This is a genomic window from Sphingomonas donggukensis (assembly GCF_023674425.1).
GTDB classification, from domain to species: Bacteria; Pseudomonadota; Alphaproteobacteria; order Sphingomonadales; family Sphingomonadaceae; genus Sphingomonas; species Sphingomonas donggukensis.
In genome coordinates this window covers 1899426-1923499 of record NZ_CP098401.1, presented here as the reverse complement: position 1 = coordinate 1923499, position 24074 = coordinate 1899426, and the positions used below count along the sequence as shown (strand labels likewise).

Below are 24074 nucleotides of genomic sequence, written 5' to 3'. Positions count from 1 at the left end.
ATTACTTACCGCCCTCGCGCCGGCTAAGCGCGGCAACGCAGCTGGCGCGGTCGATCGCGCTGCCGTCACGCTGGCGGGCGTCGACATAGGTCACGACAGGCTCGCCCGAGCCCTTGGGATAGAGGTAGGCGTCGAGTACACAGATTCGGCTGCCGAACTGCAGCTTGCGCCCGGTCCCTTCCGCGACATCCGCGTCGGCGGCGCCGAACTGCTGGGTCAGGCCGCGCGCGGTCTGGCCGAGCACCCGCTCCAATCCGCCGGTGCCATAGGTCATCGTGGGGATCGGGATGCGCGCCGCGGGCCGAGCTTCGGGCGCTGTCGTGGTGCAGGCGGCAAGCGCCGCGATCGGGAGGAGGGCGAGGACTGGCTTCATGGTTGTCTCCGGTGGAACAGATGCGTCGCCATCGCCGCGGAAACGATCGGCGCGATCAGGTTGAGGACGGGGATCAGCAACAGCGCGGTGCCCGCCGCACCCAGCGTCCAGCGCCGCGCCCGGGTCGTGCGCCGCCACTCCGCCAACCCCTCTGCCGGCAGGTGCCGCGCCGCGACCATGTCGCCCAGGTCGCGCCCGAGCAGCACCGCGTTGACCGCGAAGAAGCCGATAGGCGTGCCGATGCCCGTCGCGAACAGCAGGATGTAGAGCGGCGTCGCGGCGAGGTTGACTAGGATCGTCCGCGCGATCCCGCCCGCGCCCATCGCCAGCGACCGGACGAACGGCACGGGCCGCGCGCTCGCGAGCGCCGCGGGATAATGTTTCGCCTCGACCGCCTCCACCACCTCGTCGGCGAACAGCCCGACCGCGGCGATGGCGATCGCGCGGAAGATCAGCCACCCGATTGCGAGGCCGCCGAGCAGCGCCAGAAAGCCGGCGATGCCCGACAGCCCTTCGGTCGCGCCCAGCCAAGCGGCTAGCGCGCGAGCCCCGAACCATAGCCCCGCGCCGAGCGTCGAGAGCAACGCCAGCGTCACCGCCAGCGACTTCGCCAGCACCGCCAGGAACGCGCGGTCGCCGAGCTGCGCGAGTGAGAGGGTGAAGGCGGTGAGCACGCCCGTATCCCTAGCCGCTCGACCGCGCGTTTCGAAGCGCGATTGCGCGTGTCGCGGAGTCTCCCTAGGGCGCCCCATCGTATTTTTTCGGGAGAAGTCCGTGACCACCAGCTACGACGTCGTCGCGATCGGCAACGCGATCGTCGACATCCTCGCCCAGGCCGATGACCAGTTCATCACCGATCAGGGCATGACCAAGGGGTCGATGCAGCTGATCTTCTCGCCAGAGGATGCCGATGCGCTCTATGCGAAGATGGGTCCGGGGCAGGAAGTGTCGGGCGGTTCGGCGGCAAACACCATCGCCGGGCTCGCCGCGCTCGGCCAGCCATGCGGCTTCATCGGCCAGGTCGCCGACGACCAGCTGGGCAAGGTCTTCGCGCACGACATCCAGTCGCTGGGCGTCCACTTCGCCACCCCGGCGCTGGACGGCGGCGATCCGACCGCGCGCTGCCTGATCCTCATAACCCCTGACGGCCAGCGGACGATGAACACGTTCCTGGGGGCGGCGCAGTTCCTGCCCGAAAGCGCGGTCGACGCAGCGACGATCGAGGCGGGGGCGATCCTGTATCTCGAAGGCTATCTGTGGAACGCCGACCAGTCGCGCGACGCGATGAAGCGCGCAATCGGCATGGCGCGGGCGGCAGGGCGCAAGGTCGCGCTGACGCTGAGCGATACCTTCGTGGTCGAGGGCCACCGCGATGCGTTCTTCGAGCTGATCGACGCCGGGCAGATCGACCTGCTGTTCGCCAACGACAGCGAAGTGAAGGCGATGATGCAGACCGACGACATCGCATCGGCGGTGACCGACCTGTCGAAACGCCTGCCGGTGCTGGTCTGCACGCATGGCGCCGCGGGTGCCGAGGCGCATTCGGGCGACGAACACGCGCGCGTTCACGCCGAGCCGGTGGCGGCGGTGGTCGATACGACGGGTGCGGGCGACCTGTTCGCGGCGGGCTTCCTGGCGGGCCAGGCGCAGGGCCGCGATCTGGAGACGAGTCTGCGGATGGGCGCGATCTGCGCCGCGGAGTGCATCAGCCACATCGGCCCGCGTCCGATCGCGGATTTGAAGACGCTGGTGGCGGACAAGCTGGGCTGAGTCCCGCCTTAAAGAACCCGTTCGCCTCGAGTAGGAATCGAGCTTGTCGAGAGCCCGTATCGAGAGGGCTTTCTTGAGGCACCCACCTCTCGATATGTCGTCGCGACAAGCTCGACGACTACTCGAGGCGAACGGATGGTAGGTAATTATAAAAAAGGCCGGGGATCGCTCCCCGGCCTTTTTTCTTGTCCGCGTCGTGCTCAGTGCGTGCCGGGAACCTCCGGGCGCACGTCGGTCACCGCCTCGGCCTCATGGCTCTCGACGATGCCGCGGCCCAGGTGGCTCGCGTTCCGGCTGTAGGCGAAATAGATCACCATGCCGACGGCGCCCCAGATCGGCAGCACCAGCATGGCGTCGATCGGCAGGTTGAAGAACAGGAAGATGCAGCCGAAGATCGTCAGCGGGCCGAGCAGCCACAGTATCGGCGTCTTGAAGCTGCGCGCGCGGTCGGCGGCGGTCTTGCGCAGGATCATGACCGCGATCGCGACCATCATGAACGCATAGAGCGTGCCGGCGTTGGCGATATCGGCGAGCTTTCCGACCGGCAGCACCGCCGCGGCGATCGCCACCGCGATGCCAGTCGCCGCCGTCACGATGTGCGGCGTCTTCCACTTCGGGTGCACGCGCGACAGCACTTCGGGCAGCAGGCCATCGCGGCTCATCACGAAGAAGATGCGGGTCTGGCCGAACATCAGGATCAGGATGACCGACGGCAGTGCGAGCATCGCCGCCAGGCCGACCGCATTGCCGACGCCCGACCAGCCGATCTGGCGCAGCACGTGCGCCAGCGCCTCGTTCGAGCAGACCAGCGGCAGCTTGTCGGCGGCGTAGGTGGCGCACTGACGCGCGAGCTCTTCCGAACCGGTCGGGAAGGGCACGCCGTTCGGGCCCATGATCGGCTGGCCGCCCATCGTGCCGATCGCGCCGGCGGCGACCGCGATGTAGAAGACGGTGCAGAACAGCAGCGAACCGACCAGGCCGATCGGCACGTTGCGCTGCGGGTTCTTGGTTTCCTCCGCCGCAGTCGAAACCGCGTCGAAGCCGACATAGGCGAAGAAGATCGTCGCCGCCGCGCCGACCGCGCCGACACCGGTGCCGAAGCCGCCGAAGACGCCCGCGGGCAAGAAGGGGTTGAACTTGTCCGGGTCGAAATAGGCCGACGTCAGCGTGATGCCGATGAAGGCGGTCAGCGCGACGACCTTGATCGCCACCAGCACGGCGTTGACGCGGGCGCTTTCGGTGGTGCCGATCATCAGCAGCCAGGTGATGAGCAGCGAGATGACGACCGCGGGCAGGTTGATGATGCCGCCTGCGACACCCCCCATCGACAGCGGCGCACCCGAGAGCGCGGCGGGCAGGTGGACGCCCAGGAACTCATTCAGGATCGTGCCCGTAAAGAAGCCCGACCATCCGACCGCGACCGCGCTGGCCGCGACCGCATATTCCAGCACCAGCGCCCAGCCGACCGTCCAGGCGAGCATCTCGCCCATCGTCGTATAGGTGTAGGTGTAGGCAGAACCCGCAACGGGCAGCATCGCCGCGATCTCGGCGTAGCAGAGGGCAGCGACGATGCAGACCGCGCCGGCGATGGCGAAGGCGAGCATCAGGCCGGGTCCGGCCTTCTGCGCGCCGGCGGCGGTGAGGACGAAGATCCCCGTCCCGATCACGCAGCCGATGCCGAACAGGGTCAGCTGGAACCAGCCGAGCGTACGATGGAGCGATTTCTTCTCCGCTGTCGCGAGAATCGCGTCGATTGGCTTTACGCGCCCGAAAATCATAACTTTCACATCCCCCGGGATACTGGGCGTCCTCCATGGGTCGCCCGGCGATCGCGGGAGCCTAGTCGCAAATCGGTAGCGTGCAATCCCCCATTCGCAGCGCGGGGGGTGCGCTTCGTCAGCGGGCGAGCATCGGCCCCAGCGGCCGGCCGGCAAAGATATGGACGTGCAAGTGCGGCACTTCCTGTCCGCCGTGCCCGCCGGTGTTGGCGAGCAGGCGGTAGCCCGGCTCGACCATCCCCGCTGCGCGGGCGACCGTGCCGACTGCGCGGACGAAGCCTGCGATCTCCGCCTCGGACGCGCGCGTGCTGAAATCGTCCCAGGAGACGTAGCGCCCGCGCGGGATCACCAGCAGGTGGGTCGGCGCCTGCGGGGCGATGTCGTGGAAGGCGATGGCATAGTCGTCCTCGTACACGCGCTTGGACGGGATTTCGTCGCGCAGGATCTTCGCGAAGAGATTGTCGTCGTCATAGGGCTGGGTCGCGTCGATCGGCATCTGGTCCTCTCCTGTTCATCCGGCGGTGCGGCCGGCCTTTTCCACCAGCCCCGACACCCCCTCGCGCCGCGTCAGCTCCGCGCGCACGTCGTCCAGCGTCAGGCCGGCGTGGTGGAGCAGAACGGTCAGATGGAACAGCAGGTCCGCGGCCTCACCTACCAGGCCGGCGCGGTCGTCGGCGATGGCGGCGATGACGGTTTCGACCGCTTCCTCGCCGACTTTCTGCGCGATCTTGGCGCGGCCCTTTGCTGCCAGGCCGGCGATGTACGACGACGCCGGATCGGCGGTCAGCCGCGCGGCGATCGTGGTTTCGAGAGTGGCGAACGCGTCCATTGCGCCCTTACTGCCGCCGGTCGCTGGCGAAGTCGAGGATGCTATGGTTTCTCGACTTCGCTCGAAACGAACGGGCCGGGAGATGTCTGGCGCTTTGCCGCCGCCCGCGCGCGCATGGATCGCCGCGCGAACCAGACGCCCAGCACCGCGCAGGCGAACAGCGCGAGGTCGGACAATTCGAACCCGTCGTGGATCACCTGGCCCGAATGGGGCGCCGCGGCATAAAGGGTGTCGGGCGACACGAGCGCCATCAGCGCGGTTGCCGAGGCAGTGCGAATGATGGCGTTCATGTGGTTGCTGTCCGATGTATCGCCCGACACGGGTTGCCCTAGCGGCCCCGTGTGAACCTTATATTAAGCGCGCACCGGAATCCCCGCCGCGGCGAGCGCGGCGTGGGCGTCGGCGACCGAGGCCTCGCCGAAGTGGAAGATCGATGCGGCGAGCACCGCGGAGGCATGGCCCTCGACGATGCCGGCAACCAGGTGCGCGACGCTGCCGACCCCGCCCGATGCGACGACCGGCACGTCCACCTGGTCTGCGATGGTGCGGATCAGGTCGAGGTCGTAGCCGTCCTTCGTTCCGTCGCGGTCCATCGACGTCACGAGCAACTCGCCCGCGCCGAGCCGGGCGAGGTTCAGCGCATGCCCCACCGCGTCGATCCCCGTCGCGCGCCGCCCGCCGTGCGTGAAGACTTCCCACGTCTCGCCGACCCGGCGCGCGTCGACCGAGGCGACGACGCACTGGCGGCCCATCCGCTCGGCGATTTCGGCGACAAGTTCGGGCCGCGCGACTGCGGCGGAATTGACCGCGATCTTGTCCGCGCCGGCCAGCAGCAGCGCACGGGCATCCTCGACCGATCGCACCCCGCCGCCGACCGTCAGCGGCATGAAGCAGACTTCGGCGGTGCGGCGCACGACATCGACGATCGTCTCGCGCCCTTCATGGCTGGCGCCGATGTCGAGGAAGCAGAGCTCGTCGGCGCCGGCGGCGTCATAGGCGCGCGCCTGCTCGACCGGGTCGCCGGCATCGCGCAGGTCGACGAAGTTCACGCCCTTGACGACGCGGCCGCCGGCCACGTCGAGGCAGGGGATGACGCGCGCGCGGACGGTCACGGGCGGAAGCCCAGCACAACCCCGTTCGTTTCGAGCGAAGTCGAGAAACGCCGGCCAAGCGCCTGCGTCGGTTTCTCGACTTCGCTCGAAACGAACGGGTTGAGTGGTGCCCGGGTCATCCCTGCGCCACCGCGATCGCCTCGGCCAGGTCCAACCGCCCGTCGTACAGCGCCCGACCGGTGATGACGCCCTCGATTCCCGGCTGGCCGACCAGCGCGTGGATATCCTCGATCCCCGCGACACCGCCGCTGGCGATCACGGGGATCGCCACCGCCTCAGCCAGCGCGGTGGTCGCGGCGACGTTGCAGCCTTTCAGTAGCCCGTCGCGCCCGACGTCGGTGAAGAGGAGCGCGGTGACGCCGGCATCCTCGAACCGGCGGGCAAGGTCGGTAGCGGTCATGTCGGAGACGTCGGCCCAGCCCTCTGTCGCGATATAGCCGTCGCGGGCATCCACCGCGACCACGACCTGCCCCGGAAAGTCACGCGCGGCTCCGCGGACCAGATCGGGATCCTTGACCGCGGCAGTGCCGATGACGACCCGCGCCACGCCCAGGTCGAGCCAGCGTTCGATCCCCGCGCGATCGCGGATGCCGCCGCCCAGCTGGAGCTTGCCGGGAAACGCCGCGATGACCCGCGCGACCGCATCGCCGTTGACCGATCCGCCGGCAAACGCGCCGTCCAGATCGACCACGTGGAGGTGCGTCGCTCCCGCCTCGGCGAAGCTCAGCGCCTGCGCTGCGGGATCGTCGCCATATACGGTGGCGCGGGCCATATCGCCCTCGGCCAGACGCACGACCTGGCCGCCCTTCAGATCGATGGCGGGGAAGACGATCATCGGGGCATTCTCACGGTCGCCATTCCAGGAATCTTTCGATCAGCGCGAGGCCGTAGGCCTGGCTCTTTTCGGGGTGGAACTGCACTCCCAGCAGATTGTCGCGCCCGATCGCCGCGGTGATGGAGCCGCCGTGGTCGGTCGTCGCCAGCACGTCGGCGCCGGTGAAGGCGTAGCTGTGGAGGAAATAGGCCTCGCCCGCCGCGATCAGCGGATGGGGTTTGATGGGGCGGACGTCGTTCCAGCCCATGTGCGGCACGCGGATGCCCGGCGCGGGCGCGATCGCCGCGACCTCGCCCGCGATCCAGCCGAGCCCGCCGTGGCTGCCCATCTCGTGCCCAGTGGTCGCCATCAGTTGCATGCCGACGCACACGCCCAGGAACGGCACGCCGCCCCTGAGCCCACGCTCCTCCAGCGCCTCGACCATGCCGGGGATCGCGCGCAGCCCTGCCGCGCAGGCTCCGAACGCACCGACCCCGGGCAGGACGATGCGGTCGGCACGCCGTACGACGTCGGCGTCGGCGGTGACGGCGACGTCGCTCGCCCCCGCCGCCTTCAGCGCGTTGTGGACCGACTGAAGATTGCCCGCGCCGTAATCGATCAGCGCGATGCTCATGCGATCGTCGCGGCGACCGCTTCGGCGGCAAAACTCGCGGCGATCTCGACAACGGCCGCGGTCGCGACGCCCGAAGTCACGAACGGATCGGTCGCCGCCAGTGCCTCGACCTCCGCACGCCGCCCGCGGAAGATCAGCACACCGCCGACGCGCGGCACCTGCCGGCCCGCGATCAGCAGTACGCCCTCGGCCACGCCGCGCTCCAGCCAGGCGACGTGCGCCGCCATCTGCGCATCCACCGCGTCGAGCGGCGCGACATAGGTCAGGGTGACGATCGACACCGGGGCCGCGTTCACGCGCGCCATCACAGCGTCCCCTTGGTCGACGGGATCGCATCCGCCTTGCGCGGATCGATCTCGATCGCGGTGCGCAGGGCACGCGCCAGCCCCTTGAACGCAGCTTCGGCGATATGGTGGTTGTTGGTGCCGTGCAGCGTGGTGATGTGGAGCGTTACGCCTGCGGCTTGCGCGAACGAGTGGAAGAAATGCTCGAACATCTCGGTATCCATCTCGCCCAGCCGTTTCTGGCTGAACGGCAGGTCGCAGACCAGCCACGGGCGACCCGATATGTCGAGCGCGACACGGGTCAGCGTCTCGTCCATCGGGCTGAGCGCGTCGCCGTAGCGGCGGATACCGCGCTTGTCGGCCAGTGCCTTCGCCACCGCTTCGCCGATGGCGATGCCGGTGTCCTCGACCGTATGATGCTGGTCGATATGCAGGTCGCCGACGGTCGTGACGTTGAGGTCGATCAGCGAGTGGCGCGAGAGCTGTTCGAGCATATGGTCGAAGAAGCCGACCCCGGTCGTCACGGCATAGTCGCCGGTCCCATCCAGATTGACGGTCACGTCGATCGACGTCTCGCTCGTCCTGCGGCTGATCGTGGCGGTGCGCATGCCCGTCGCCATAGCGACATGAGCGATACGCGCAATCTTGACCGCACCCGGAAACGGGGCCAGCAAGGATCGCATGACCGCGACCGTTGCCGACAGCCTGATTCCCTATGACGAGATCGTGCAGGAGGCCCTGCGCGCTGTTGTCGGGCGGGTGCTGAATTCGATCGCGGGGACGCAGGCGCTGCCCGGCGAGCATCATTTCTACATCACGTTCAAGACACAAGCCGCCGGGGTCGATATCCCGAAGCGCCTGATCGAGCGTTTTCCGGACGAGATGACGATCGTCATCCAGCACCGGTTCTGGGATCTGAAGGTCGACGATCGCGGTTTTTCGGTCGGGCTGTCGTTCAACCAGGTGCCCTCGATCCTGACGATTCCGTTCGCCGCGATCACCGGGTTCCACGATCCGGCGGTGAATTTCGAACTGCGGTTCCAGGCCAATGACGAGGATGGGGTCGAGCCTCACGAGCCCGCCGACAACGACGAACCGATTGCGATGCCCGTCGAGGATGGGTCGAACGTCGTGGCCGTGGATTTCAAGCGGAAGCGAGGCGATTAGCCAAAGCTGATCGCCGGTCGCAAAGCGACGCGCAGCGCCGGCCGGCGCGGCAAGGCCGCGACCGACGTCATGGGATTTACTCCCATGACGGCCCGCCCCATCTTCGGGAAATGACCACCCGAACCGAAACCGACTCCATCGGCCCCGTCGACGTCCCTGCCGACGCCTATTGGGGCGCGCAGACCCAGCGATCGATCGCAAATTTCCCCTTCCCCGCCACCGAGCGCATGCCGATCGCGATCGTCCATGCCCTCGCGCTGGTGAAACAGGCCGCGGCGCGGGTAAACCGGGCGCACGGGCTGGCGGCGGAAAAGGCGGACGCGATCGAAGCCGCCGCCGCTGAGGTCGCAGCGGGCAGATTCGACGACCAGTTCCCGCTCGTCATCTGGCAGACCGGCAGCGGCACCCAGACCAACATGAACGTCAACGAAGTGATCGCCGGTCGCGCCAACGAGGTGCTGACCGGCACGCGCGGCGGCAAAATGCCGATCCACCCCAACGACGACGTCAACATGAGCCAGTCGTCGAACGATAGCTTCCCGACTGCGCTGCATGTATCGACGGCTCTCGCCGTGCGTGAACGGCTGCAGCCCGCCCTGATCGAACTCGCGGGCTCGATCGACGAAAAGGCTGAGCAATGGGCTCAAATCGTCAAAATCGGTCGCACCCATCTCCAAGATGCCACGCCGCTTACCCTGGGTCAGGAGTTCTCGGCCTATGCGATGCAGCTCGCCAAGGCGTCGGTCCGGATTTCCGGCGGAACGACCGACGTTTACGCGCTTGCCCAAGGAGGGACTGCGGTAGGTACGGGGCTTAATGCGCCGGCTGGTTTCGGCGACGCGTTTGCGCGCGAGATTTCGGCGTTGACGCACGTCGAATTTCGCAGCGCAGACAATAAGTTCGAGGCGCTGGCATCGAACGACGCACTTGTCGAATTATCAGGCGCGTTGAATACGCTGGCGGTCGCGCTGACCAAGATCGCCAACGACATCCGCTTGCTGGGCTCCGGCCCGCGGTCGGGGATCGGCGAGTTGGTGCTGCCCGCCAATGAACCCGGCAGCTCGATCATGCCGGGCAAGGTCAACCCCACCCAATGCGAGATGCTGACGATGGTCGCGGCTCAAGTGATCGGCAACCACACCGCGATCACGGTCGGCGGCTTGCAGGGGCATTTGGAGCTGAACGTGTTCAAGCCGATGATCGGTGCCGCCGTCCTGCGCTCGATCGACCTGCTGAGCGTCGGCATGGCGAGCTTTGCCGAACGGTGCATCGAGGGGCTGGAGGCGGACGAGCGGCGGATCGGGGAGCTGGTCGATCGCTCTCTCATGCTGGTGACCGCGCTCGCGCCCGAGATCGGCTATGACAATGCCGCGAAGATCGCCAAGCACGCGCATGAGCATGGCCAGACGCTGAAGGAGGCCGGGCTTGCGCTGGGGCTGGTCGATGCGGCCACGTTCGACCGGCTGGTGCGGCCCGCCGATATGGTGTGACGGAACCAACCCGGCAGTCCCGCGCTATGCGAGGCGAACGGAGATTTCGGACATGTTGAGCACAGCCATCGGCGCCCTGATCGGGGGCGCCATCGACAGCGCGAGCGGAGACGATTCGGCCGCGGACGGCGCGATCATCGGCGGTGCTACCGCGATGTTCGTGCGGGCGATCGTGCCGTTTGCGGCCACCTATGCGGTCGGCTGGGGTGTGCTCAAAGGTCTGGAGAAGGCCAAGAATACCGTGTTTTCCGAAGGGGTTGTGAAATGATCGGCAAGATTATCGGTGCGCTCGTCGGGCGTGAGATCGACCGTCGCGACGGTTCGGCCGGCACCAAGGGCGCCCTGCTCGGCATGGCCGCGGCGGGTGGCCTGCGCCGGCTCGGGCCCCTCGGCCTGATCCTGGGTGGCGGTTACGTCGCCAAGAAGGCGTATGACCGTCGCAAGGCGTCGCGCCGGGTCTAAAGCGACCTCGCGAGGCTCTTGAGCCTTTGCAGGTCACGGTGGATCCACTTGGCGTCGGCGGCGAATCTTTCGTCGCTCATGCCGGGCTGACGGAACAGCGTCACCATCACCTCCGCCCCGCGACCGTTGGCGACGATGCGCATGGGGACGTGGACGTCGGCGCCGTTCGACACCTCAACGACGTGGTCCATCACGCCGTGATCGTTGTGCGGCGTGAAGCGGATGCGGACCGGGCCTTCGGGACCGTCCGCCATCCACCCGTCGCCTTCGGGGCGCAACGCGGACTCGGCAAGACCGCTCGCCCAGCGCGGAAATACTTCCGGTCGCCAGATCGCCGCATATAGATCGCGCCAGTCGCGGTCGATCGACATGCTGTAGGTACGCGACGGCAGCATCGGGGCATCGGTCATCAAAGTGCTCCCTGCCAAGCCCGGATCGCGTCGCTCGGCGCGACCAGCATGACGATGTTGAGGGTCAGGTTGTCGCGGATCACGTAGAGCGCGACGAGTTCGAAAGCGATGGCGACCGCTACCGTCGCCCACACCGGCGCGCGCCGCGCGAAGGCGAAGCCCAGCGCCATCCACGCGACGTCGGTGACCGAATTGACGATCGAATCGCCAGTGTAGCCGAGCGCGATGGTCGCTTCCCGGTAGCGATCGATGATGATGGGTGAGTTTTCCAGCACTTCCCATGCCGCCTCCAGCACCACCGCCAGGATCAGTCGTTCGCCGGGCGGGCGCCGCCGCAGGACGAGCCAGCCCAGCGCGTAGAACAGGAAGCCGTGGATGATGTGGCTGGGGGTGTACCAGTCGGCGAGGTGCTGGCTGTTGCCGCTGTCGAGTGCGCCGTGCCACAGTTCGACATAGCCGCAGGTGCAGATGGGGTTGCGCCCCGCCCACCAGAGGGCGAGCGCCTGGACGAGCAGGATCGCCGCGACGATGAGCCAGTTGCGCGCGCGGATATCGGACAGGGCGGGGGATGGCATGGGCCATCGATAGGCCCGATCGCCCGCGTATTGCCAGTGCGGTTGACCCCGCGGCTCCCCCGCGCCACTAGCGGCCATGCCCAGCCGCACCGAATCCGACCCGCATGGCTTCAAACGCCGGGGGATGCTGTTCGTCCTCTCCTCTCCATCGGGGGCGGGCAAATCGACCATCGCCGGCAAGCTGATGAAGGCCGAGCCCGAACTGGCGGTCTCGGTGTCGTACACCACCCGGCCCATGCGCCCGGGCGAAGTCGACGGTCGCGAATATCATTTCATCGACCTCGACCGGTTTCGCGAGATGGTCGACAATCACGAATTCCTCGAATGGGCGCACGTTTTCGACCACCGTTACGGCACGCCCAAGGCCGATGTGTTCCACATGCTGGGCGAGGGGCAGGACATCCTGTTCGACATCGACTGGCAAGGTGCGCAGCAGCTGCACCAGCTGGCCGGGGGCGATGTCGTTCGCGTGTTCATCCTGCCGCCGTCGATGCCCGAGCTTCGCGAGCGGCTGGAGCGCCGCGCGACCGACAGCCAGGACGTGATCGACGCCCGCATGGCGCGGGCCGCCAACGAGGTCAGCCACTGGGATGGCTATGACTATGTGCTGGTCAACGACGACGTCGAGCAATGTTTCGAATGCGTCCGCACGATCTTTGCCGCCGAGCGGCTGAAGCGGTCGCGCCAGACAGGATTGATCGGCCTGATCCGGAGGCTGATGAAGACCGCCTGAGGGCGGATGAGAGGGGGTCGCATGGCACGCGTTGCACTCGGCGGTATCCTGGGCGGGATCGCCATGTGGCTGATCGGCTTCCTGTTCTGGGGCACGCCGCTGTCGCGGATCGCGCTTTCCAGCCTGGACGATGCGAGTGGCGCTGCACTCCAGGGTGCGCTGAAGCAGCATCTGAGCGCGGGCGGCGCCGGAGCTTATCCGGTGCCATGGCCGGGGACCGACGTCGGCACGACGCTGTACGGCCAGGGACCGAGCGCGATGGTGTTCTATCATCCCGGCGGCCTGCCCGTGGTCGATTCGAGCGCGCTGATCGGCGGGCTGGTGCTGGCGGTCGTGTGCTCGCTGCTCATCGGTATCGCCCTTTATGCCCTTCGCGAGCGGGTCACGACGTTCGCCGACCGGATGAAAGTGGTCGTGTGGTTCGTGCTGGCCGCGACATTGTGGACCGAGATCGGCCAGCCGGTGTTCAATCACATGCCGTGGACGTATTTCGTCTATCTGTGGGTCAGCGACGTGGTGGCGCTGGTCGCGGCGGGGGCGGTAATCGCGCGGTGGTTTTTGCCGCGGGTGCTCGAGGCTTAGGCATTTCCGACCGCTCCAACGGATCCAAGAGGGGCGGTCAGCTAACTAAGTCCAGCATCCGCACCCCCGCATCAAAGTCGGCGCGGTGGGCGGCGGTGGCGGCGGTGGCGAGGGGGTCTTCGCCCCAGAGCTCGATCTGCCAATCCTCGTCGATGCGCGCCGCCTGCCACACGGTTTCGGGGTCGGCAGCCCCCTCCAGCACGGCGAGGCCGAGGATCAGCGATCCGGTGACGGTCACGATCGGAGACAGCGCGGCGAGCTCGTAAGCGTCGCGCGCGATGACGGCAGCCGCCAGCCGCTCCACAGTTTCGCGCGGCTGCGGCGTCGGCATCACCCCGCTGGTCGTTTCGAAATGCACGTCGTAGCGGCCCCGCGCCCAGTCGAGCAGCGGGTTCCAGGCCGCTTCCTGACGCGCGACCAGTTCGGGCGGATCGACCGCGCGGTAATAGAGCAGGTCGCTTTCGGCATAGCGCGCAAGGCCATCCGCGAACGGGCCGGGCGCGGGGGCAATGCGTTCGATCGCGGCGTTGGCGAGGCCGGTGAGCGGCATCGCGCGCGGATCGATCTCGCCCTCGACCGCGCGCCATTCGTCGGCGATCGCGTCTGCCAACAGGGCATGCGGTACAGCCAGCGGCAGGCGACCGGGGGTGCGCACCGGCTTGCCATCGAGCGTGACGGCATGGGTACCATCCGATGCGTGGACGGCGACGTCGCTCCAGAACCGCTTCACGCGTCGCCGCCGCTGCGCCAGCGATGCGCGAGCGCCAGCGGCACCACCGCCATCAGATAGAGCGCGGCAAGGACGATCGCGACGCCCAGCCCCTTGGTCGGCCAGTCGTGCGCGCGCGCGACCAGGATCAGCCCCAGCACCGCGCCCGCGGTCGCGGCGATGCGCGTGGCGACGATCGCCAGCCAGCGGTTCCGCGCCTGTGTGTCGTCGGGGGTTTCGTCAGTCATGGCGCGGAGATAGAGGGTTCGCCAACGCAGGCAAGCAGCGCCGGTATCAGCGCGGCGGCGTCTGAGACGACGTGCGCAGCGCCCGCGTCGCGCAGTTCGTGCGCGTCGTGATAGCCCCAGTCGACCCCGACGGCGTGCGCGCCCGCCGCCTCCGCCATCATCATGTCGAAACTGGTGTCGCCGATCATCACGGTCGTCGCGGGCGATGCCCCCGCCTCCGCGATCGCGGCCAGCGCCATCGCCGGGTGGGGCTTCGACGGATGGCGGTCGGCGGTCTGGAGGGTGACGAACCGGTCGGTCAGGCCGTGGGTAGCGAGGATGATGGCAAGGCCGCGGTCGGACTTGCCGGTGGCGACACCCAGCATCCAGCCGTCCTCGGCCAGCGTCACGATCACCTCGGCGATGCCGGGATACAGCGGCTCGTGGGTGAAATCGGGCGTGCCGCGCATCGCGACGAAGGCATCGCGGTAGGATTGGGCGAGGCGAATGTTGAGCGAATCGTCGGCGTCCGGGTGCAGCACCGCCACCGCCTCGACCAGGCTCAGCCCGACGATGCGGTGGATCTCCGCGCGGGGCGGTGGGACAAGGGCGTTGGCATCGAAGGCACGTTCCATCGCCAGGCAGATATTGGCGCCCGAATCGACGAGCGTCCCGTCGCAGTCGAACAGCGCGAGGCGGTTGCCGATGCCGCTGTCCGCCGCATCCCGAGCCGCGCCGAAAGTTCCGCGAAACGCCGTCATAGGCGAACTTTCGGCCCATGCCCGGCGCGGCGATCAGCAGATAATGGTGCCGGTGCGGACAGGGTCATGCCGGCGGCTATGCCAATTCCCGGCGATGTAGGACAGCGCGTTGTGCGTGACGGCGCTCCCCTGCCGTCCGGAAATCGCCCGGAAATCGCTCAGTAGTAGGAGCCGGTCTTCAGGCAGGTCTGCCATTTGCGATATTCGCGCATCTTGCACGTGCTGTCCGAACACAGCGCCTGGCTGGAATACCAGCGCGCCTGACATTGCTTCGCGCGGGGCGACTGCGGCTTGGCCGGCGCGCTGGCGCCCGAGGCGGAGGCGCGGGCGGGCTGGGGTGCAGACCGTGCCGGCGGCGCCGCGCGGTCGGGCGCGCCCGGCGCCCGCCCGGTGCGCTGCGTCACGGCGGCGACCAGCGCCGAGCGGACCATCGTCGCCGACGCCACGTCCCACGGGGTCGAGCCCCATTTGGTCTTGAGCGTCGGATCGGCGCGGCGATCGAGCAGCGCCTTCACCATGTCGAGATTGCCGGCCTCGGCGGCATAGTGCAGCAGCGTCCAGCCCTCGTAATTCGTCTGGTCGATCGGGAACTGGCCGCTGTCGATCAGGCGCAGCGCCTCTGCATTCTGGCGATTGACGACATAGTGCCGCGCGTCGTCGAACGGATCGCTCTCGACCATCGCCGACACGGCGGGCACCGCCGCCAGCAGCTGCATCGCCGCGGCCAGCGCCAGCGCAATCGCCCCGAATCGCATCCGTCGCATCCCGACATCTCCCCTCGCGCGGTTCATCGCGCGCATCAGGGCAGAAGGTGGCGCGCGCCGGCGCGGTCGCCGCGACGGACACGCCCCGCCGCGCGACCAACCGCCGCCGCTACCGCGCCCCGGGCGTCCGTGGCTTGCCCGCGGGTCGCCGCCCCGCGGGGCCGCGGGGCGTTGCGCCGGCGGGCTTGCCGCGGGGCGGGCGCGCGCCGCCGGGCTTTTTCGCCGTCGGAGCAGCAGGCTTGCGCGTGCTGGTGGTCGGGCGCTCGGGATGCTTGTCGTCGCTGCCGCGGCCGCGGCGCTCGCCCTTGCGATCCTTGCGGATGGCCTTGGCGTGCTGCTTCGCGAACTGCTTCTCCTCCGCCTTCGACGGGGGCGGAGCCTCGTCGGGCAGCGGGCGGTCGCCCAGGGCCATGTCGAAGCCCAGCAGCTTCATGCTGTCGGCGAAATGCTCGGGCAACTCGGCAGTCACGTCGACGCGCCCGCCATCGGGGTGGTCGATGCGGATGCGCCGCGAGTGGAGGTGCATCTTGCGGCTGACCCCGCCGGTCAGGAAGGCATCGAACCCGCCGTATTTGCCGTCGCCGATGATCGGGTGGCCGATCGCCGCCATGTGGACGCGCAGCTGGTGGGTGCGCCCGGTCAGCGGTTGCAGTTCGACCCAGGACGCGCGGTTGCCGGCGCGTTCGAGCACGGTGTAGCGGCTGCGCGAGGGCTGGCCCTCATGCTCGCTGACGTGCATCTTCTCGCCGCCGGTGCCGGGCTGTTTCGCAATCGGCAGGTCGACGACGCCATCGGCGATGTCGGGCACGCCGGCGACCAGCGCCCAGTAGATCTTGCGCGCGGTGCGGCCGGAAAAGCTCTTGGAGAAATAGGCGGCGGCGCGAGCGGTGCGGGCGATCAGCAGCGCGCCCGACGTGTCCTTGTCGAGACGGTGGACGAGCTTCGGGCGCCCCTCATTCTCGAATTGCAGCGCGTCGAGCAGGCCGTCGACATGCTCGGTGGTCTTGGTGCCGCCCTGCGTCGCGAGGCCAGGAATCTTGTTGAGCACGATCGCCTGCGCGTCGCGGTGGATGACCATCGATTGCGCGAGCTCGGTCTGTTCGGGCGACAGCGGCGTGCGCTCACGCTTCGGGCGGGCGGGGGCGTCGGGGCGCGGCGCTTCGGGCGGGGGCATGCGAAGCTGCTGGCCGGCGGACAGGCGATCGCCGGTGTCGGCCTTCGCCCCGTCGACGCGGATCTGGCCGGTGCGCGCCCAGCGCGAGACGATGTTGAAGCTGGTGTCGGGCATGTGCCGCTTGAACCAGCGATCGAGGCGGATGCCGTCGTCGTCGATGCCGACGGTGAACTCGCGGACGTCCCGGCTCATGCCGCGACACTCCGGGCGAGGGCCAGGCCGGCGAACAGCGCGACGATCGATCCGATCACGGAGGCGGCAACGTACAGCCCGGCGGGCACAAGCGCGCCGCGCTCCAGCATGTTGGCGGCGTCGAGGCTGAACGCGGAGAAGGTGGTGAAGCCGCCGAGCACGCCGACGCCGAGGAACAGCCGCGCGGACTCGTTCGCGCCGGTGCGGGCAAGCGTGCCGACCAGCAGACCCATCAGCAGCCCGCCGATCAGGTTCACGCCCAGCGTCCCCCACGGGTAGGCGGGGCCGAGCGTGGACAGCGTCGCGCGCCCGAACAGATGCCGCGCACCGGCGCCGATCGCGCCGCCGGCCATGACGAAGAGGAGATTGGACATGCCCGCCGCGGTAGCCCGAATGGCGCGCGGAGGAAACTCCCGGCGATTCAGGTACCGGTGGTGGTGACGAGATCGACGTCGCTGCCACCATCGGCGCGCGCGGTGAGGTAGAGCGCGTAGGCGGCGCCGTCACGGGCGCGGCGGCCGGTCAGAACGTGGCGGGTGGCGTCGCTCTGCTGCTCGGACACGAAGCCCGCGGCCCGTGTGCGCGTGAAATACCAGTCGAGCATCGTCTGCACCGGCTGCGCGGCGGTGAAGCTGGCAAGGCGCAGGCGGCACTGCGCGGTCTGCACGCCCGCCGCCTCGATCACGCGCGCGTTGATGTAGAGCGGCACGTCGCGACCGAGGCGGTTGGCCCAGCCGGCGGCGTAGCGGACCTGCGACGCGCAGGCGCTGGCGTGGGGGGCGGCCTGACGCGCGGCGAGCGCGGCGAGGGTGACCGCCTCGCCCGCGACGGCGCATTGCGGGCAATCCTTGCGCGTCGGGGCGGGCGCGGCGGTCAGCCCGCCGAGGTCGGGCGCGGGTGCGGCAGCGACGTCGTCGGCGGGTATTGCGGCGCTATAGGGCTGCGCGGGCGGGCGGATGGCGTCGGCATTGGCGCGACCGGCAAGGCCGGGGTCGGTCATCAGCGGATCGGCGAGCGCGGCGGCGAGCATCGGATCGTCGCCCGATCCGGTCGCGGACTGGGCCAGTTCCTGGTCGAGCGAGTCGGCGGCGGTGTCGACCGGCTGCGCGGCGCTGCAGGCGGCCAGCAGCAAGGCGGTCAGGGCAGGCAGGATGCGGCGCATCGCCCGCATATGTCAGGGGAGGGATTAAGGAATGGCGACTGTGTTATCTTGCCAAGACACCGGGGCGTCGCCATATTGCCGTCATGCTGAATATTCTTTCCATCCTCGTCGGTCTCACGTCGCTGATCTTCGTGATTCCCGGAATCATCCCGCTGCTCGGCGCGCTCAACTGGCTGGCGATCCCGATCACGCTGGTCGGCGCGGTCATCGGCATGCTGTCGAGCAAGACCGCGGGCCGCAACCTGAACCTGCTGCTGCTGGTCGTCGCGATCGTGCGCCTGTCGCTGGGCGGCGGATTGCTCTGACCTGACACGCAAACGGCCCGGCGGTGTCCCGCCGGGCCGTCCGTCATTGCCTGCGTGGCAAAGGCTTAGCGGCAGCTGACCTGGCCGCGGTCGATCGAGCGACCGAGTGCTGCGCCGCCTGCTGCACCGAGCAGCGTACCGAGCAGGTTCGAGCTGCCGTTGCTCAGCGCGTTGCCGAGGAAGCCGCCGGCGACGCCGCCGATGATCAGGCCGGTCGTGCCGTCGTTGCGGCGGCAGTAATAGCGCCCGTCGTTGCCGCGATAGATGCGGTCGTTACGGCCGAGGCGACGGGTCTGATAATAGCGGCCATCGCGATAATATTGATCGGCATAATAGCGGCGCTGGCCGTTCTCGAAACGGTTGTAGTCGTAGTTGCGATACTGGCGCCAGTCGCGGCGACGGTCCTGACGCGCGTCGCGAATCTCGCGATTGTACTCGCGGCGGGCGTTGCGAACGTCACGCGGCGAATTCGCGTCGCGCAGGTCGTTGCGATAGTCGCGCTGGGCGTCGCGCACCTCCTCGCGATATTCGCGGTTCGGGTTCGACTGCGCCGCAGCCGGAACGGCGGCGAGGGTCGTCGCGGCAAGGGCTGCGAAGATGATCGGGGTACGCATGACTTCCTCCTTGAATGGAATGCGTGCCGAACGCCCGCTGCGCCGGGTAAGTTGCGTGAACGAAAAACTACGATCCGTTCACGCGCCCGACAGGTCGATGCGGGTGGTGCCGGGATAGGCGAGCAGCAGGTCGGCGCCCGCCTCTGCCGCGACGACGCACGCCCCCTCCAGCGTCAGGCACTGGCCGGCGGCAAAGGCGACGCCGTCGGCAGTGCCACTGCCGGTGACCGGGATCAGCCACGCGGTCGTGCCTGCGGGCAGGCTGAAGGCCCGGCACCCCGCCGACCAGCGTTCGAGGACGAATTTCGGCCCCTCGACCAGGATCGTGCGATCGTCGGCGACGCGCCCCGGCGCGGGCGGCGCGACATAGGGGCGGGCGTCCGACACCGCGACGCCGTCGTCGAGATGCAGCTCGCGCGGGCGGCCATAATCGTAGAGGCGGTAGGTGGTTTCCGAATTCTGCTGCACCTCGATCAGGGTGAGCCCGGGCCCGATCGCGTGGACGGTGCCCGAGGCGGAATAGAAGAAATCGCCCGCCTTCACCGGCTTCCAGTCGACCAGCTGCTCGATCGACCCGTCGAGCGCGGCGGCGCGGAGGGTTTCGGCATCGACCGGTTCGTGCGTGCCGATCGCGATCGTCGCGCCGGGTTCAGCATCGAGAATCAGCCAGCATTCGTCCTTGCCGCGCGGCAGGCCGCGGGCGTGCGCCTGTTCGTCGTCGGGATGGACCTGGATCGACAGTTTTTCGGAGGTGAACAGATATTTGACGAGCAGGTCGGGCTCGGCATCGCCCGGCGCCTGGAACCAGACCTCCCCCACCGGATCGCCGCCCGGCGCCGGATCGGCAAAGCCCGGCCACAAGCTGTGGCGGCCCCACGGTTTTTCGACGCGGTGGGTGGCAAGCAGCGTGGCGGTCATTCGGCGGTTCCGTTTCGGGTGATGGCGTGCCCCGGGGAAACGCTGCGCCACCGTCTGCGATCCGTCCATATGCAAAAGCATTTGTCCGCGGACCCCCGGCTACGCTACATGCGCGCTCGATGCGTATTCCAGCCTTTCGCGCCGTCGCGCTTTCCGCCTTGGCCCTCAGCGTCGTCGCAACCGCGGGCTGTGCCCGTCGGGGCGGCAACGCCGCCGATACCCCCTATGTCGCGCGCGACGTCGGCACGCTGTATTCGGCGGCCAAGACCCGGCTCGACCGCGGCCAGTACAAGGAAGCCGCGGCGCTGTTCGACGAGGTCGAGCGCCAGCATCCCTATTCGATCTGGGCGCGACGCGCGCAGCTGATGGGGTCGTTCAGCTATTACCTCGACGGCGACTATACGAAGGCGATCCAGGGGTCGCAGCGGTTCCTGTCGGTGCATCCGGGCAACCGCGATGCGCCCTATGCCTATTACCTCGTCGCGCTCAGCTATTACGAGCAGATCAGCGACGTGACGCGCGACCAGAAGATCACGCAGCAGGCGCTCGATGCGCTCGGCGAACTGCAGCGGCGCTATCCGAACACGCGCTATGCGTCGGATGCGCGGCTGAAGGTCGATCTGGTCCGCGACCATCTGGCCGGCAAGGAAATGGAGATCGGGCGCTTCTACGAACGCCGCGGCCAGTGGCTGGCGGCGTCGATGCGCTTCCGCCAGGTCGTCGACCAGTATCAGACGACGACACATGCGCCCGAGGCGCTGATGCGGCTGACCGAGACGTATCTGGCGCTGGGTCTGCGCGAGGAGGCGAAGAAGTCGGCCGCGGTGCTCGGCGCCAACTATCCGGGCACCGACTGGTACGCCCGCGCCTACAAGCTGGCCGGCGAATATCCGGTGCTGCCGCCGCAGGCGCAGCCCGCGCTCGTGCCGCAGACGGTCGCGCCGCCGCAGGCGAAGCCGTCGAAAACTCCGGCGCCGATCACCAACCCGACGACCGCGCCCGCGCCGCCGGCGAACGCGACGCCGCCGGTCGTGCCGGGCCCGAACCCCGCGCCGGCCACGACGCCGCCGACCCCGACGCCGACCAACTGATCGCGGTCGCGCGCGTGGCCGCGGGCAAGGTTCGCGCCGACCAGCTGATCGCCGACCGCGGCCTGGCCGAAAGCCGCACCCGTGCGCAGGCGCTGGTGATGGCAGGGCTGGTGTTCGTCGGCGATCGCAAGGTCGACAAGCCCGGGCAGCTGTTGCCGACCGATGCCACCATCGACGTGCGCGGGCGCGACCACCCGTGGGTGTCGCGCGGCGGCATCAAGCTGGCCCACGCGCTCGACCATTTCGGCTGGGATGTCGGCGGTACGGTGGCGATCGACGTCGGATCGTCGACTGGGGGCTTCACCGACGTGCTGCTGACCCGCGGCGCCGCGCGCGTCTATGCGGTCGATTCGGGCACCAACCAGCTGGCATGGAAGCTGCGCCAGGACGACCGGGTGATCGTCCACGAACAGACGAGCGCGCGCATCCTGACCGCGGCGCACATTCCCGAAAGCATCGACCTGATCGTGTGCGACGCGAGCTTCATCGGGCTGGCCAAGGTGCTGGCCGTGCCGATGGGATTCGCTGCCGAGGGCGCGCGCCTGCTCGCGCTCATCAAGCCGCAGTTCGAGGCGGGGCGCGAGGAAGTCGGCAAGGGCGGCGTGGTCCGCGACCCCGCGATCCACGCGCGCGTCTGTGCGGAAGTGGCGGACTGGGTCGCGGGCGAGGGCTGGTCGGTGGTGGGCGTGGTCGAGAGCCCGATCACCGGCCCGGAGGGGAATGTCGAGTTCCTGATCGCGGCGGTGCGGGGGGAGGCTTTCCTTACTCCGCCCCCATCCGTTTGCCTCGAGTAGGCGTCGAGCCTGTCGAGACGCCGTATCGAGAGGTTGGTGCCGCACTCGCGAAGACTTCTCGATACGGGCTCTCGACAAGCTCGATCCCTACTCGAAGCGAACGGTTTGGGTGGGGCGTCCGGTCGGGTGGTTTTCGGTCGTGGCGCCCGCGGTGTGTGGTCCGACTTCACTCGGCACGAACGGCTTGCGGCGCTCTCGCCCCCACCCGTTCGCCTCGAGCAGGTGTCGAGCCTGCCCAGACGCCGTATCGAGAGGTGGGTGCCTCATGGAGAGGACTTCTCGATACGGGCTCTCGACAAGCTCGATCCCTACTCGAAGCGAACGGTGTGGGTGGGGGGGCGTCCAGTCGGGTGGTTTTCGGTCGTGACACCCGCGGTGTGTCGTTCGACTTCACTCGGCACGAACGGCTTGCGGCGCTCCCGCCCCCATCCGTTCGTCTCGAGTAGGCGTCGAGTCTGTCGAGACGACGTATTGAGAGGTGGGTGCCTCTGCGAGAGGACTTCTCGATACGGGCTCTCGACAAGCTCGATCCCTACTCGAAGCGAACGGTTTGGGTGGGGGGCGTCCGGTCGGGTGGTTTTCGGTCGTGGCGCCCGCGGTATGTGGTCCGACTTCACTCGGCACGAACGGTTTTTGCGGCGCTACCTCACCCACCCGTTCGCCTCGAGTAGGTGTCGAGCTTGTCGAGACGCCGTATCGAGAGGTTGCTGCCTCAGGCGAGGACTTCTCGATCCCGCCTTCTCTATCCCTGTTCGAAGCGACCGGATGTCGGTCGGGGCGGGCATGGGCGAGGGCGGTGTCCCCTCTGCATTGAACCCGCCCCCGCCACTCGCTACGGAAGCCGCCTGCTGCCGGGCAAGGAGCGTGGGATTTGAGCGAGATCGCGTCACGAGGGCAATTGCGGGCGTCGTTCCTGCGCTGGGCGATAGTCACGGTGCCGCTGATCGTGTTCCTGGGCTTCCTGTCCGGGCGGCTGGTGCCGAGCGGGGACGACAATGCCTGGTACGCCGCGCTGGTGAAGCCGGCGCTGACGCCGCCCGGCATCGTGTTCCCGATCGCGTGGACCATCCTCTACGTCCTGCTGGGCCTCGCTCTCGCCATGATCGCCGATGCGCGCGGCGCCCGCGGGCGCGGGCTAGCGATCGCGCTGTTCGCGGCGCAACTGGCGGCGAATTTGCCGTGGTCGCCGCTGTTCTTCGGCGCGCACATGATCGCGGCGGCGTTCGGCCTGATCGTCGCGATGCTGCTGCTGTCGGTCGCCACGACCTTTGCCTTCGCGCGGATTCGCAAGGCGGCGGCGTGGCTGATGGTGCCGTACATGGTGTGGATCTGCTTCGCCGGCGCGCTGACGTGGAGCATCGGCCAGCTCAATCCCGGCGCCGACGGGGTTGTCAGCGACGCATCGAGCACCCAGATCGCGCTCTGAGGAGTTTCACCGCAATGCAGACCGAAAACCGCTTCTTCGACGATTTCGTGAAGTTCATGAACGGCGCCGCCGGCACGATGGCGGGCGTCGGCCGCGAGGCGGGCGAGAGCGTGCGCGAGCACGCCAAGGGGCTGATCGGCGGGCTCGACTTCGTCAGCCGCGAGGAATTCGAGGTGGTGAAGGCGATGGCCGCCGCCGCGCGCGACGAGAACGACGCGCTGAAGGCGCGGATCGAGGCCCTCGAAGCTGCCGCCAAGCCGGCGCGCGCGCCGAAGCCCGCGGCGCCCGCGATCTGACGCTGGTTTTCCACAGTTTTCGGATGGGTGGCCAAGCTTCGCTAGGCGCAGTCGCTTGGCATCCCGGTGCCGAGCGGGGATAAGACGCGGATGCTCGACGAGATGGAACACGACCGCGACGACGCCGCACCGATCGAGATGCTCGAGCGGTATTATGCGGCGCATGGCTGGACGCACGAGCGCGACGACGACGAGATCGTCGCGAAGGTGAAGGGCAGCTGGACCGAATACGAGCTGCGCGCGATCTGGCGCGACGAGGACGCGGTGCTCCAGTTCCTCGCCTTTCCCGACGTGCGCGTGTCGGACGAGCGGCGCGCGGCGATGTACGAGGCGATCGGGCTGGTCAACGAACAGCTGTGGATCGGCCATTTCGAGCTGTGGTCGTCGAGCGGCATCCTGCTGTTCCGCCACGCCGCGCTGATCGACGGCGACGACGAACCGTCACTCAGCCTGGAAAGCGCCGAGACGCTGGTCGAGAGCGCGATCGACGAGTGCGAGCGCTTCTACCCCGTGTTCCAGTTCGTGCTGTGGGGCGGCAAGACGCCCAAGGAAGCGATGGCCGCGGCGTTGATCGAGACGCAGGGCGAGGCGTGACGTATCCCGCCCGGCTGTGGCTGGTCGGGGCCGG

At 68.4% G+C, this 24074-nt stretch carries 36 protein-coding genes; 13 read left to right on the top strand and 23 right to left on the bottom strand.

Features of this window, described 5'->3' with window-relative positions:
• Position 1 precedes the first annotated feature (1 nt).
• Positions 2-373, bottom strand: a complete 372-nt coding sequence (locus M9980_RS09510) for a hypothetical protein (RefSeq protein WP_250749834.1) — start codon at positions 371-373, stop codon at positions 2-4.
• Complete coding sequence (locus M9980_RS09505) at positions 370-1047, bottom strand: EI24 domain-containing protein (protein WP_250749831.1); 678 nt, start codon at positions 1045-1047, stop codon at positions 370-372. Before M9980_RS09505 ends, M9980_RS09510 begins: the two co-directional genes overlap by 4 nt.
• 100 nt (positions 1048-1147) lie before the next feature.
• Here M9980_RS09505 and M9980_RS09500 point away from each other — a divergent pair, with 100 nt between their 5' ends.
• A complete protein-coding gene (locus tag M9980_RS09500) occupies positions 1148-2143 on the top strand; it encodes an adenosine kinase (RefSeq protein WP_250749829.1) in 996 nt (331 codons plus the stop codon).
• A gap of 200 nt (positions 2144-2343) precedes the next feature.
• Here M9980_RS09500 and M9980_RS09495 read toward each other — a convergent pair whose 3' ends face one another.
• From M9980_RS09495 to hisB, 10 genes are all read right to left on the bottom strand, one after another.
• Entirely contained in the window at positions 2344-3921 is a 1578-nt protein-coding gene (locus M9980_RS09495; RefSeq protein WP_250749826.1) for an amino acid permease, read from the bottom strand.
• Between the two features lie 118 nt (positions 3922-4039).
• Positions 4040-4417 (bottom strand): histidine triad nucleotide-binding protein, encoded by a 378-nt coding sequence (locus tag M9980_RS09490; protein WP_250749823.1) that lies wholly within the window; start codon positions 4415-4417, stop codon positions 4040-4042.
• 15 nt (positions 4418-4432) lie between these two features.
• Positions 4433-4750, bottom strand: a complete 318-nt coding sequence (locus M9980_RS09485; RefSeq protein ID WP_250749820.1) for a phosphoribosyl-ATP diphosphatase — start codon at positions 4748-4750, stop codon at positions 4433-4435.
• A gap of 41 nt (positions 4751-4791) precedes the next feature.
• Positions 4792-5040: a hypothetical protein gene (locus M9980_RS09480; RefSeq protein ID WP_250749817.1), complete on the bottom strand. Its 249-nt coding sequence runs from the start codon at positions 5038-5040 to the stop codon at positions 4792-4794.
• 63 nt (positions 5041-5103) lie between these two features.
• Positions 5104-5862, bottom strand: coding sequence for an imidazole glycerol phosphate synthase subunit HisF (gene hisF, locus M9980_RS09475; RefSeq protein ID WP_250749814.1), 759 nt, complete (start codon positions 5860-5862; stop codon positions 5104-5106).
• Entirely contained in the window at positions 5859-5981 is a 123-nt protein-coding gene (locus M9980_RS14270) for a hypothetical protein (protein ID WP_277998297.1), read from the bottom strand. The genes hisF and M9980_RS14270 overlap by 4 nt, the downstream gene beginning before the upstream one ends.
• A complete protein-coding gene (hisA, locus tag M9980_RS09470; protein ID WP_250749811.1) occupies positions 5978-6697 on the bottom strand; it encodes a 1-(5-phosphoribosyl)-5-[(5-phosphoribosylamino)methylideneamino]imidazole-4-carboxamide isomerase in 720 nt (239 codons plus the stop codon). Before hisA ends, M9980_RS14270 begins: the two co-directional genes overlap by 4 nt.
• A 10-nt stretch (positions 6698-6707) precedes the next feature.
• Entirely contained in the window at positions 6708-7310 is a 603-nt protein-coding gene (gene hisH / locus M9980_RS09465; RefSeq protein ID WP_250749808.1) for an imidazole glycerol phosphate synthase subunit HisH, read from the bottom strand.
• Positions 7307-7615: a YciI family protein gene (locus tag M9980_RS09460; RefSeq protein ID WP_250749805.1), complete on the bottom strand. Its 309-nt coding sequence runs from the start codon at positions 7613-7615 to the stop codon at positions 7307-7309. Before M9980_RS09460 ends, hisH begins: the two co-directional genes overlap by 4 nt.
• Positions 7615-8202 (bottom strand): imidazoleglycerol-phosphate dehydratase HisB, encoded by a 588-nt coding sequence (gene hisB, locus M9980_RS09455; RefSeq protein WP_250749802.1) that lies wholly within the window; start codon positions 8200-8202, stop codon positions 7615-7617. Before hisB ends, M9980_RS09460 begins: the two co-directional genes overlap by 1 nt.
• A 73-nt stretch (positions 8203-8275) precedes the next feature.
• Here hisB and M9980_RS09450 point away from each other — a divergent pair, with 73 nt between their 5' ends.
• The 4 genes from M9980_RS09450 (at position 8276) to M9980_RS09435 (ending at position 10713) form a co-directional block, all read left to right on the top strand.
• Complete coding sequence (locus M9980_RS09450) at positions 8276-8761, top strand: SspB family protein (protein ID WP_250749799.1); 486 nt, start codon at positions 8276-8278, stop codon at positions 8759-8761.
• A 110-nt stretch (positions 8762-8871) separates the two neighbouring features.
• Positions 8872-10251, top strand: a complete 1380-nt coding sequence (fumC, locus tag M9980_RS09445) for a class II fumarate hydratase (RefSeq protein WP_250749796.1) — start codon at positions 8872-8874, stop codon at positions 10249-10251.
• Positions 10252-10303: 52 nt separating this feature from the next.
• On the top strand, positions 10304-10519 hold the full coding sequence (locus M9980_RS09440; RefSeq protein ID WP_250749793.1) for a hypothetical protein: 216 nt from the start codon (positions 10304-10306) through the stop codon (positions 10517-10519).
• Positions 10516-10713 (top strand): hypothetical protein, encoded by a 198-nt coding sequence (locus tag M9980_RS09435; protein WP_250749790.1) that lies wholly within the window; start codon positions 10516-10518, stop codon positions 10711-10713. The genes M9980_RS09440 and M9980_RS09435 overlap by 4 nt, the downstream gene beginning before the upstream one ends.
• Here the strand turns inward: M9980_RS09435 and M9980_RS09430 are convergent.
• Both M9980_RS09430 and M9980_RS09425 read right to left on the bottom strand, forming a co-directional pair.
• The gene (locus tag M9980_RS09430) at positions 10710-11123 is read right to left on the bottom strand and encodes a polyketide cyclase (protein WP_250749787.1); all 414 of its coding nucleotides are present in this window, start codon (positions 11121-11123) and stop codon (positions 10710-10712) included. The two genes, M9980_RS09435 and M9980_RS09430, sit on opposite strands and share 4 nt — an antisense overlap.
• A complete protein-coding gene (locus M9980_RS09425) occupies positions 11123-11698 on the bottom strand; it encodes a DUF2585 domain-containing protein (RefSeq protein ID WP_250749784.1) in 576 nt (191 codons plus the stop codon). Before M9980_RS09425 ends, M9980_RS09430 begins: the two co-directional genes overlap by 1 nt.
• Before the next feature lie 76 nt (positions 11699-11774).
• On the opposite strand from M9980_RS09425, the gene gmk reads away from it, so the two are divergent.
• The gene (gene gmk, locus M9980_RS09420) at positions 11775-12431 is read left to right on the top strand and encodes a guanylate kinase (RefSeq protein WP_250749773.1); all 657 of its coding nucleotides are present in this window, start codon (positions 11775-11777) and stop codon (positions 12429-12431) included.
• A 21-nt stretch (positions 12432-12452) separates the two neighbouring features.
• Positions 12453-13013 (top strand): hypothetical protein, encoded by a 561-nt coding sequence (locus M9980_RS09415; protein WP_250749771.1) that lies wholly within the window; start codon positions 12453-12455, stop codon positions 13011-13013.
• 37 nt (positions 13014-13050) lie between these two features.
• Here M9980_RS09415 and M9980_RS09410 read toward each other — a convergent pair whose 3' ends face one another.
• The 7 genes from M9980_RS09410 to M9980_RS09380 form a co-directional block, all read right to left on the bottom strand.
• Complete coding sequence (locus M9980_RS09410; RefSeq protein ID WP_250749769.1) at positions 13051-13743, bottom strand: ATP12 family chaperone protein; 693 nt, start codon at positions 13741-13743, stop codon at positions 13051-13053.
• Positions 13740-13970, bottom strand: coding sequence for a hypothetical protein (locus M9980_RS09405; protein ID WP_250749767.1), 231 nt, complete (start codon positions 13968-13970; stop codon positions 13740-13742). The genes M9980_RS09410 and M9980_RS09405 overlap by 4 nt, the downstream gene beginning before the upstream one ends.
• A complete protein-coding gene (locus M9980_RS09400; protein ID WP_250749764.1) occupies positions 13967-14710 on the bottom strand; it encodes an HAD-IA family hydrolase in 744 nt (247 codons plus the stop codon). Before M9980_RS09400 ends, M9980_RS09405 begins: the two co-directional genes overlap by 4 nt.
• A gap of 158 nt (positions 14711-14868) precedes the next feature.
• The gene (locus M9980_RS09395; RefSeq protein ID WP_250749762.1) at positions 14869-15474 is read right to left on the bottom strand and encodes an ankyrin repeat domain-containing protein; all 606 of its coding nucleotides are present in this window, start codon (positions 15472-15474) and stop codon (positions 14869-14871) included.
• Positions 15475-15583: 109 nt separating this feature from the next.
• Positions 15584-16840 (bottom strand): RluA family pseudouridine synthase, encoded by a 1257-nt coding sequence (locus tag M9980_RS09390; protein WP_250749759.1) that lies wholly within the window; start codon positions 16838-16840, stop codon positions 15584-15586.
• Positions 16837-17214 carry a fluoride efflux transporter CrcB gene (gene crcB, locus M9980_RS09385; RefSeq protein WP_250749758.1) on the bottom strand — a complete coding sequence of 126 codons (378 nt, stop codon included), beginning with the start codon at positions 17212-17214 and terminating at the stop codon, positions 16837-16839. The genes M9980_RS09390 and crcB overlap by 4 nt, the downstream gene beginning before the upstream one ends.
• A gap of 47 nt (positions 17215-17261) precedes the next feature.
• Complete coding sequence (locus tag M9980_RS09380; protein ID WP_250749756.1) at positions 17262-18002, bottom strand: hypothetical protein; 741 nt, start codon at positions 18000-18002, stop codon at positions 17262-17264.
• Between the two features lie 83 nt (positions 18003-18085).
• Between M9980_RS09380 and M9980_RS09375 the strand changes: the two genes are divergently transcribed.
• Entirely contained in the window at positions 18086-18307 is a 222-nt protein-coding gene (locus M9980_RS09375) for a hypothetical protein (RefSeq protein ID WP_250749754.1), read from the top strand.
• Between the two features lie 65 nt (positions 18308-18372).
• Here M9980_RS09375 and M9980_RS09370 read toward each other — a convergent pair whose 3' ends face one another.
• Both M9980_RS09370 and M9980_RS09365 read right to left on the bottom strand, forming a co-directional pair.
• Positions 18373-18921 carry a glycine zipper 2TM domain-containing protein gene (locus M9980_RS09370; RefSeq protein WP_250749752.1) on the bottom strand — a complete coding sequence of 183 codons (549 nt, stop codon included), beginning with the start codon at positions 18919-18921 and terminating at the stop codon, positions 18373-18375.
• A gap of 78 nt (positions 18922-18999) precedes the next feature.
• Complete coding sequence (locus tag M9980_RS09365) at positions 19000-19839, bottom strand: class I mannose-6-phosphate isomerase (RefSeq protein ID WP_250749750.1); 840 nt, start codon at positions 19837-19839, stop codon at positions 19000-19002.
• Positions 19840-19958: 119 nt separating this feature from the next.
• Here M9980_RS09365 and M9980_RS09360 point away from each other — a divergent pair, with 119 nt between their 5' ends.
• From M9980_RS09360 to M9980_RS09340, 5 genes are all read left to right on the top strand, one after another.
• On the top strand, positions 19959-20930 hold the full coding sequence (locus M9980_RS09360; protein WP_250749748.1) for an outer membrane protein assembly factor BamD: 972 nt from the start codon (positions 19959-19961) through the stop codon (positions 20928-20930).
• A 14-nt stretch (positions 20931-20944) separates the two neighbouring features.
• Positions 20945-21724, top strand: a complete 780-nt coding sequence (locus M9980_RS09355) for a TlyA family RNA methyltransferase (RefSeq protein WP_250749747.1) — start codon at positions 20945-20947, stop codon at positions 21722-21724.
• Between the two features lie 871 nt (positions 21725-22595).
• A complete protein-coding gene (locus M9980_RS09350; RefSeq protein ID WP_250749745.1) occupies positions 22596-23150 on the top strand; it encodes a TspO/MBR family protein in 555 nt (184 codons plus the stop codon).
• Positions 23151-23164: 14 nt separating this feature from the next.
• Positions 23165-23446 (top strand): accessory factor UbiK family protein, encoded by a 282-nt coding sequence (locus tag M9980_RS09345; protein ID WP_250749743.1) that lies wholly within the window; start codon positions 23165-23167, stop codon positions 23444-23446.
• A 90-nt stretch (positions 23447-23536) separates the two neighbouring features.
• Positions 23537-24040, top strand: a complete 504-nt coding sequence (locus tag M9980_RS09340; protein WP_250749742.1) for a type III secretion system chaperone family protein — start codon at positions 23537-23539, stop codon at positions 24038-24040.
• Positions 24041-24074: the final 34 nt, after the last annotated feature.

Bases quoted from the DNA above. Each gene is read 5' to 3' on its own strand.
- hisH (WP_250749808.1), bottom strand. From the start codon at position 7,310: ATGAGCATCGCGCTGATCGATTACGGCGCGGGCAATCTTCAGTCGGTC.
- gmk (WP_250749773.1), top strand. From the start codon at position 11,775: ATGCCCAGCCGCACCGAATCCGACCCGCATGGCTTCAAACGCCGGGGG.
- M9980_RS09395 (WP_250749762.1), bottom strand. From the start codon at position 15,474: ATGCGACGGATGCGATTCGGGGCGATTGCGCTGGCGCTGGCCGCGGCG.
- M9980_RS09415 (WP_250749771.1), top strand. From the start codon at position 12,453: ATGGCACGCGTTGCACTCGGCGGTATCCTGGGCGGGATCGCCATGTGG.
- M9980_RS09340 (WP_250749742.1), top strand. From the start codon at position 23,537: ATGCTCGACGAGATGGAACACGACCGCGACGACGCCGCACCGATCGAG.
- M9980_RS09480 (WP_250749817.1), bottom strand. From the start codon at position 5,040: ATGAACGCCATCATTCGCACTGCCTCGGCAACCGCGCTGATGGCGCTC.
- M9980_RS09430 (WP_250749787.1), bottom strand. From the start codon at position 11,123: ATGACCGATGCCCCGATGCTGCCGTCGCGTACCTACAGCATGTCGATC.
- M9980_RS09360 (WP_250749748.1), top strand. From the start codon at position 19,959: ATGCGTATTCCAGCCTTTCGCGCCGTCGCGCTTTCCGCCTTGGCCCTC.
- M9980_RS09345 (WP_250749743.1), top strand. From the start codon at position 23,165: ATGCAGACCGAAAACCGCTTCTTCGACGATTTCGTGAAGTTCATGAAC.
- M9980_RS14270 (WP_277998297.1), bottom strand. From the start codon at position 5,981: ATGACCCGGGCACCACTCAACCCGTTCGTTTCGAGCGAAGTCGAGAAA.
- M9980_RS09490 (WP_250749823.1), bottom strand. From the start codon at position 4,417: ATGCCGATCGACGCGACCCAGCCCTATGACGACGACAATCTCTTCGCG.
- M9980_RS09365 (WP_250749750.1), bottom strand. From the start codon at position 19,839: ATGACCGCCACGCTGCTTGCCACCCACCGCGTCGAAAAACCGTGGGGC.
- hisB (WP_250749802.1), bottom strand. From the start codon at position 8,202: ATGCGCACCGCCACGATCAGCCGCAGGACGAGCGAGACGTCGATCGAC.
- M9980_RS09510 (WP_250749834.1), bottom strand. From the start codon at position 373: ATGAAGCCAGTCCTCGCCCTCCTCCCGATCGCGGCGCTTGCCGCCTGC.
- M9980_RS09425 (WP_250749784.1), bottom strand. From the start codon at position 11,698: ATGCCATCCCCCGCCCTGTCCGATATCCGCGCGCGCAACTGGCTCATC.
- M9980_RS09405 (WP_250749767.1), bottom strand. From the start codon at position 13,970: ATGACTGACGAAACCCCCGACGACACACAGGCGCGGAACCGCTGGCTG.
- M9980_RS09375 (WP_250749754.1), top strand. From the start codon at position 18,086: ATGCTGAATATTCTTTCCATCCTCGTCGGTCTCACGTCGCTGATCTTC.
- M9980_RS09380 (WP_250749756.1), bottom strand. From the start codon at position 18,002: ATGCGCCGCATCCTGCCTGCCCTGACCGCCTTGCTGCTGGCCGCCTGC.
- M9980_RS09370 (WP_250749752.1), bottom strand. From the start codon at position 18,921: ATGCGTACCCCGATCATCTTCGCAGCCCTTGCCGCGACGACCCTCGCC.
- M9980_RS09400 (WP_250749764.1), bottom strand. From the start codon at position 14,710: ATGACGGCGTTTCGCGGAACTTTCGGCGCGGCTCGGGATGCGGCGGAC.
- M9980_RS09460 (WP_250749805.1), bottom strand. From the start codon at position 7,615: ATGGCGCGCGTGAACGCGGCCCCGGTGTCGATCGTCACCCTGACCTAT.
- M9980_RS09495 (WP_250749826.1), bottom strand. From the start codon at position 3,921: ATGATTTTCGGGCGCGTAAAGCCAATCGACGCGATTCTCGCGACAGCG.
- M9980_RS09440 (WP_250749793.1), top strand. From the start codon at position 10,304: ATGTTGAGCACAGCCATCGGCGCCCTGATCGGGGGCGCCATCGACAGC.
- M9980_RS09485 (WP_250749820.1), bottom strand. From the start codon at position 4,750: ATGGACGCGTTCGCCACTCTCGAAACCACGATCGCCGCGCGGCTGACC.
- M9980_RS09450 (WP_250749799.1), top strand. From the start codon at position 8,276: ATGACCGCGACCGTTGCCGACAGCCTGATTCCCTATGACGAGATCGTG.
- M9980_RS09435 (WP_250749790.1), top strand. From the start codon at position 10,516: ATGATCGGCAAGATTATCGGTGCGCTCGTCGGGCGTGAGATCGACCGT.
- hisA (WP_250749811.1), bottom strand. From the start codon at position 6,697: ATGATCGTCTTCCCCGCCATCGATCTGAAGGGCGGCCAGGTCGTGCGT.
- fumC (WP_250749796.1), top strand. From the start codon at position 8,872: ATGACCACCCGAACCGAAACCGACTCCATCGGCCCCGTCGACGTCCCT.
- crcB (WP_250749758.1), bottom strand. From the start codon at position 17,214: ATGTCCAATCTCCTCTTCGTCATGGCCGGCGGCGCGATCGGCGCCGGT.
- M9980_RS09390 (WP_250749759.1), bottom strand. From the start codon at position 16,840: ATGAGCCGGGACGTCCGCGAGTTCACCGTCGGCATCGACGACGACGGC.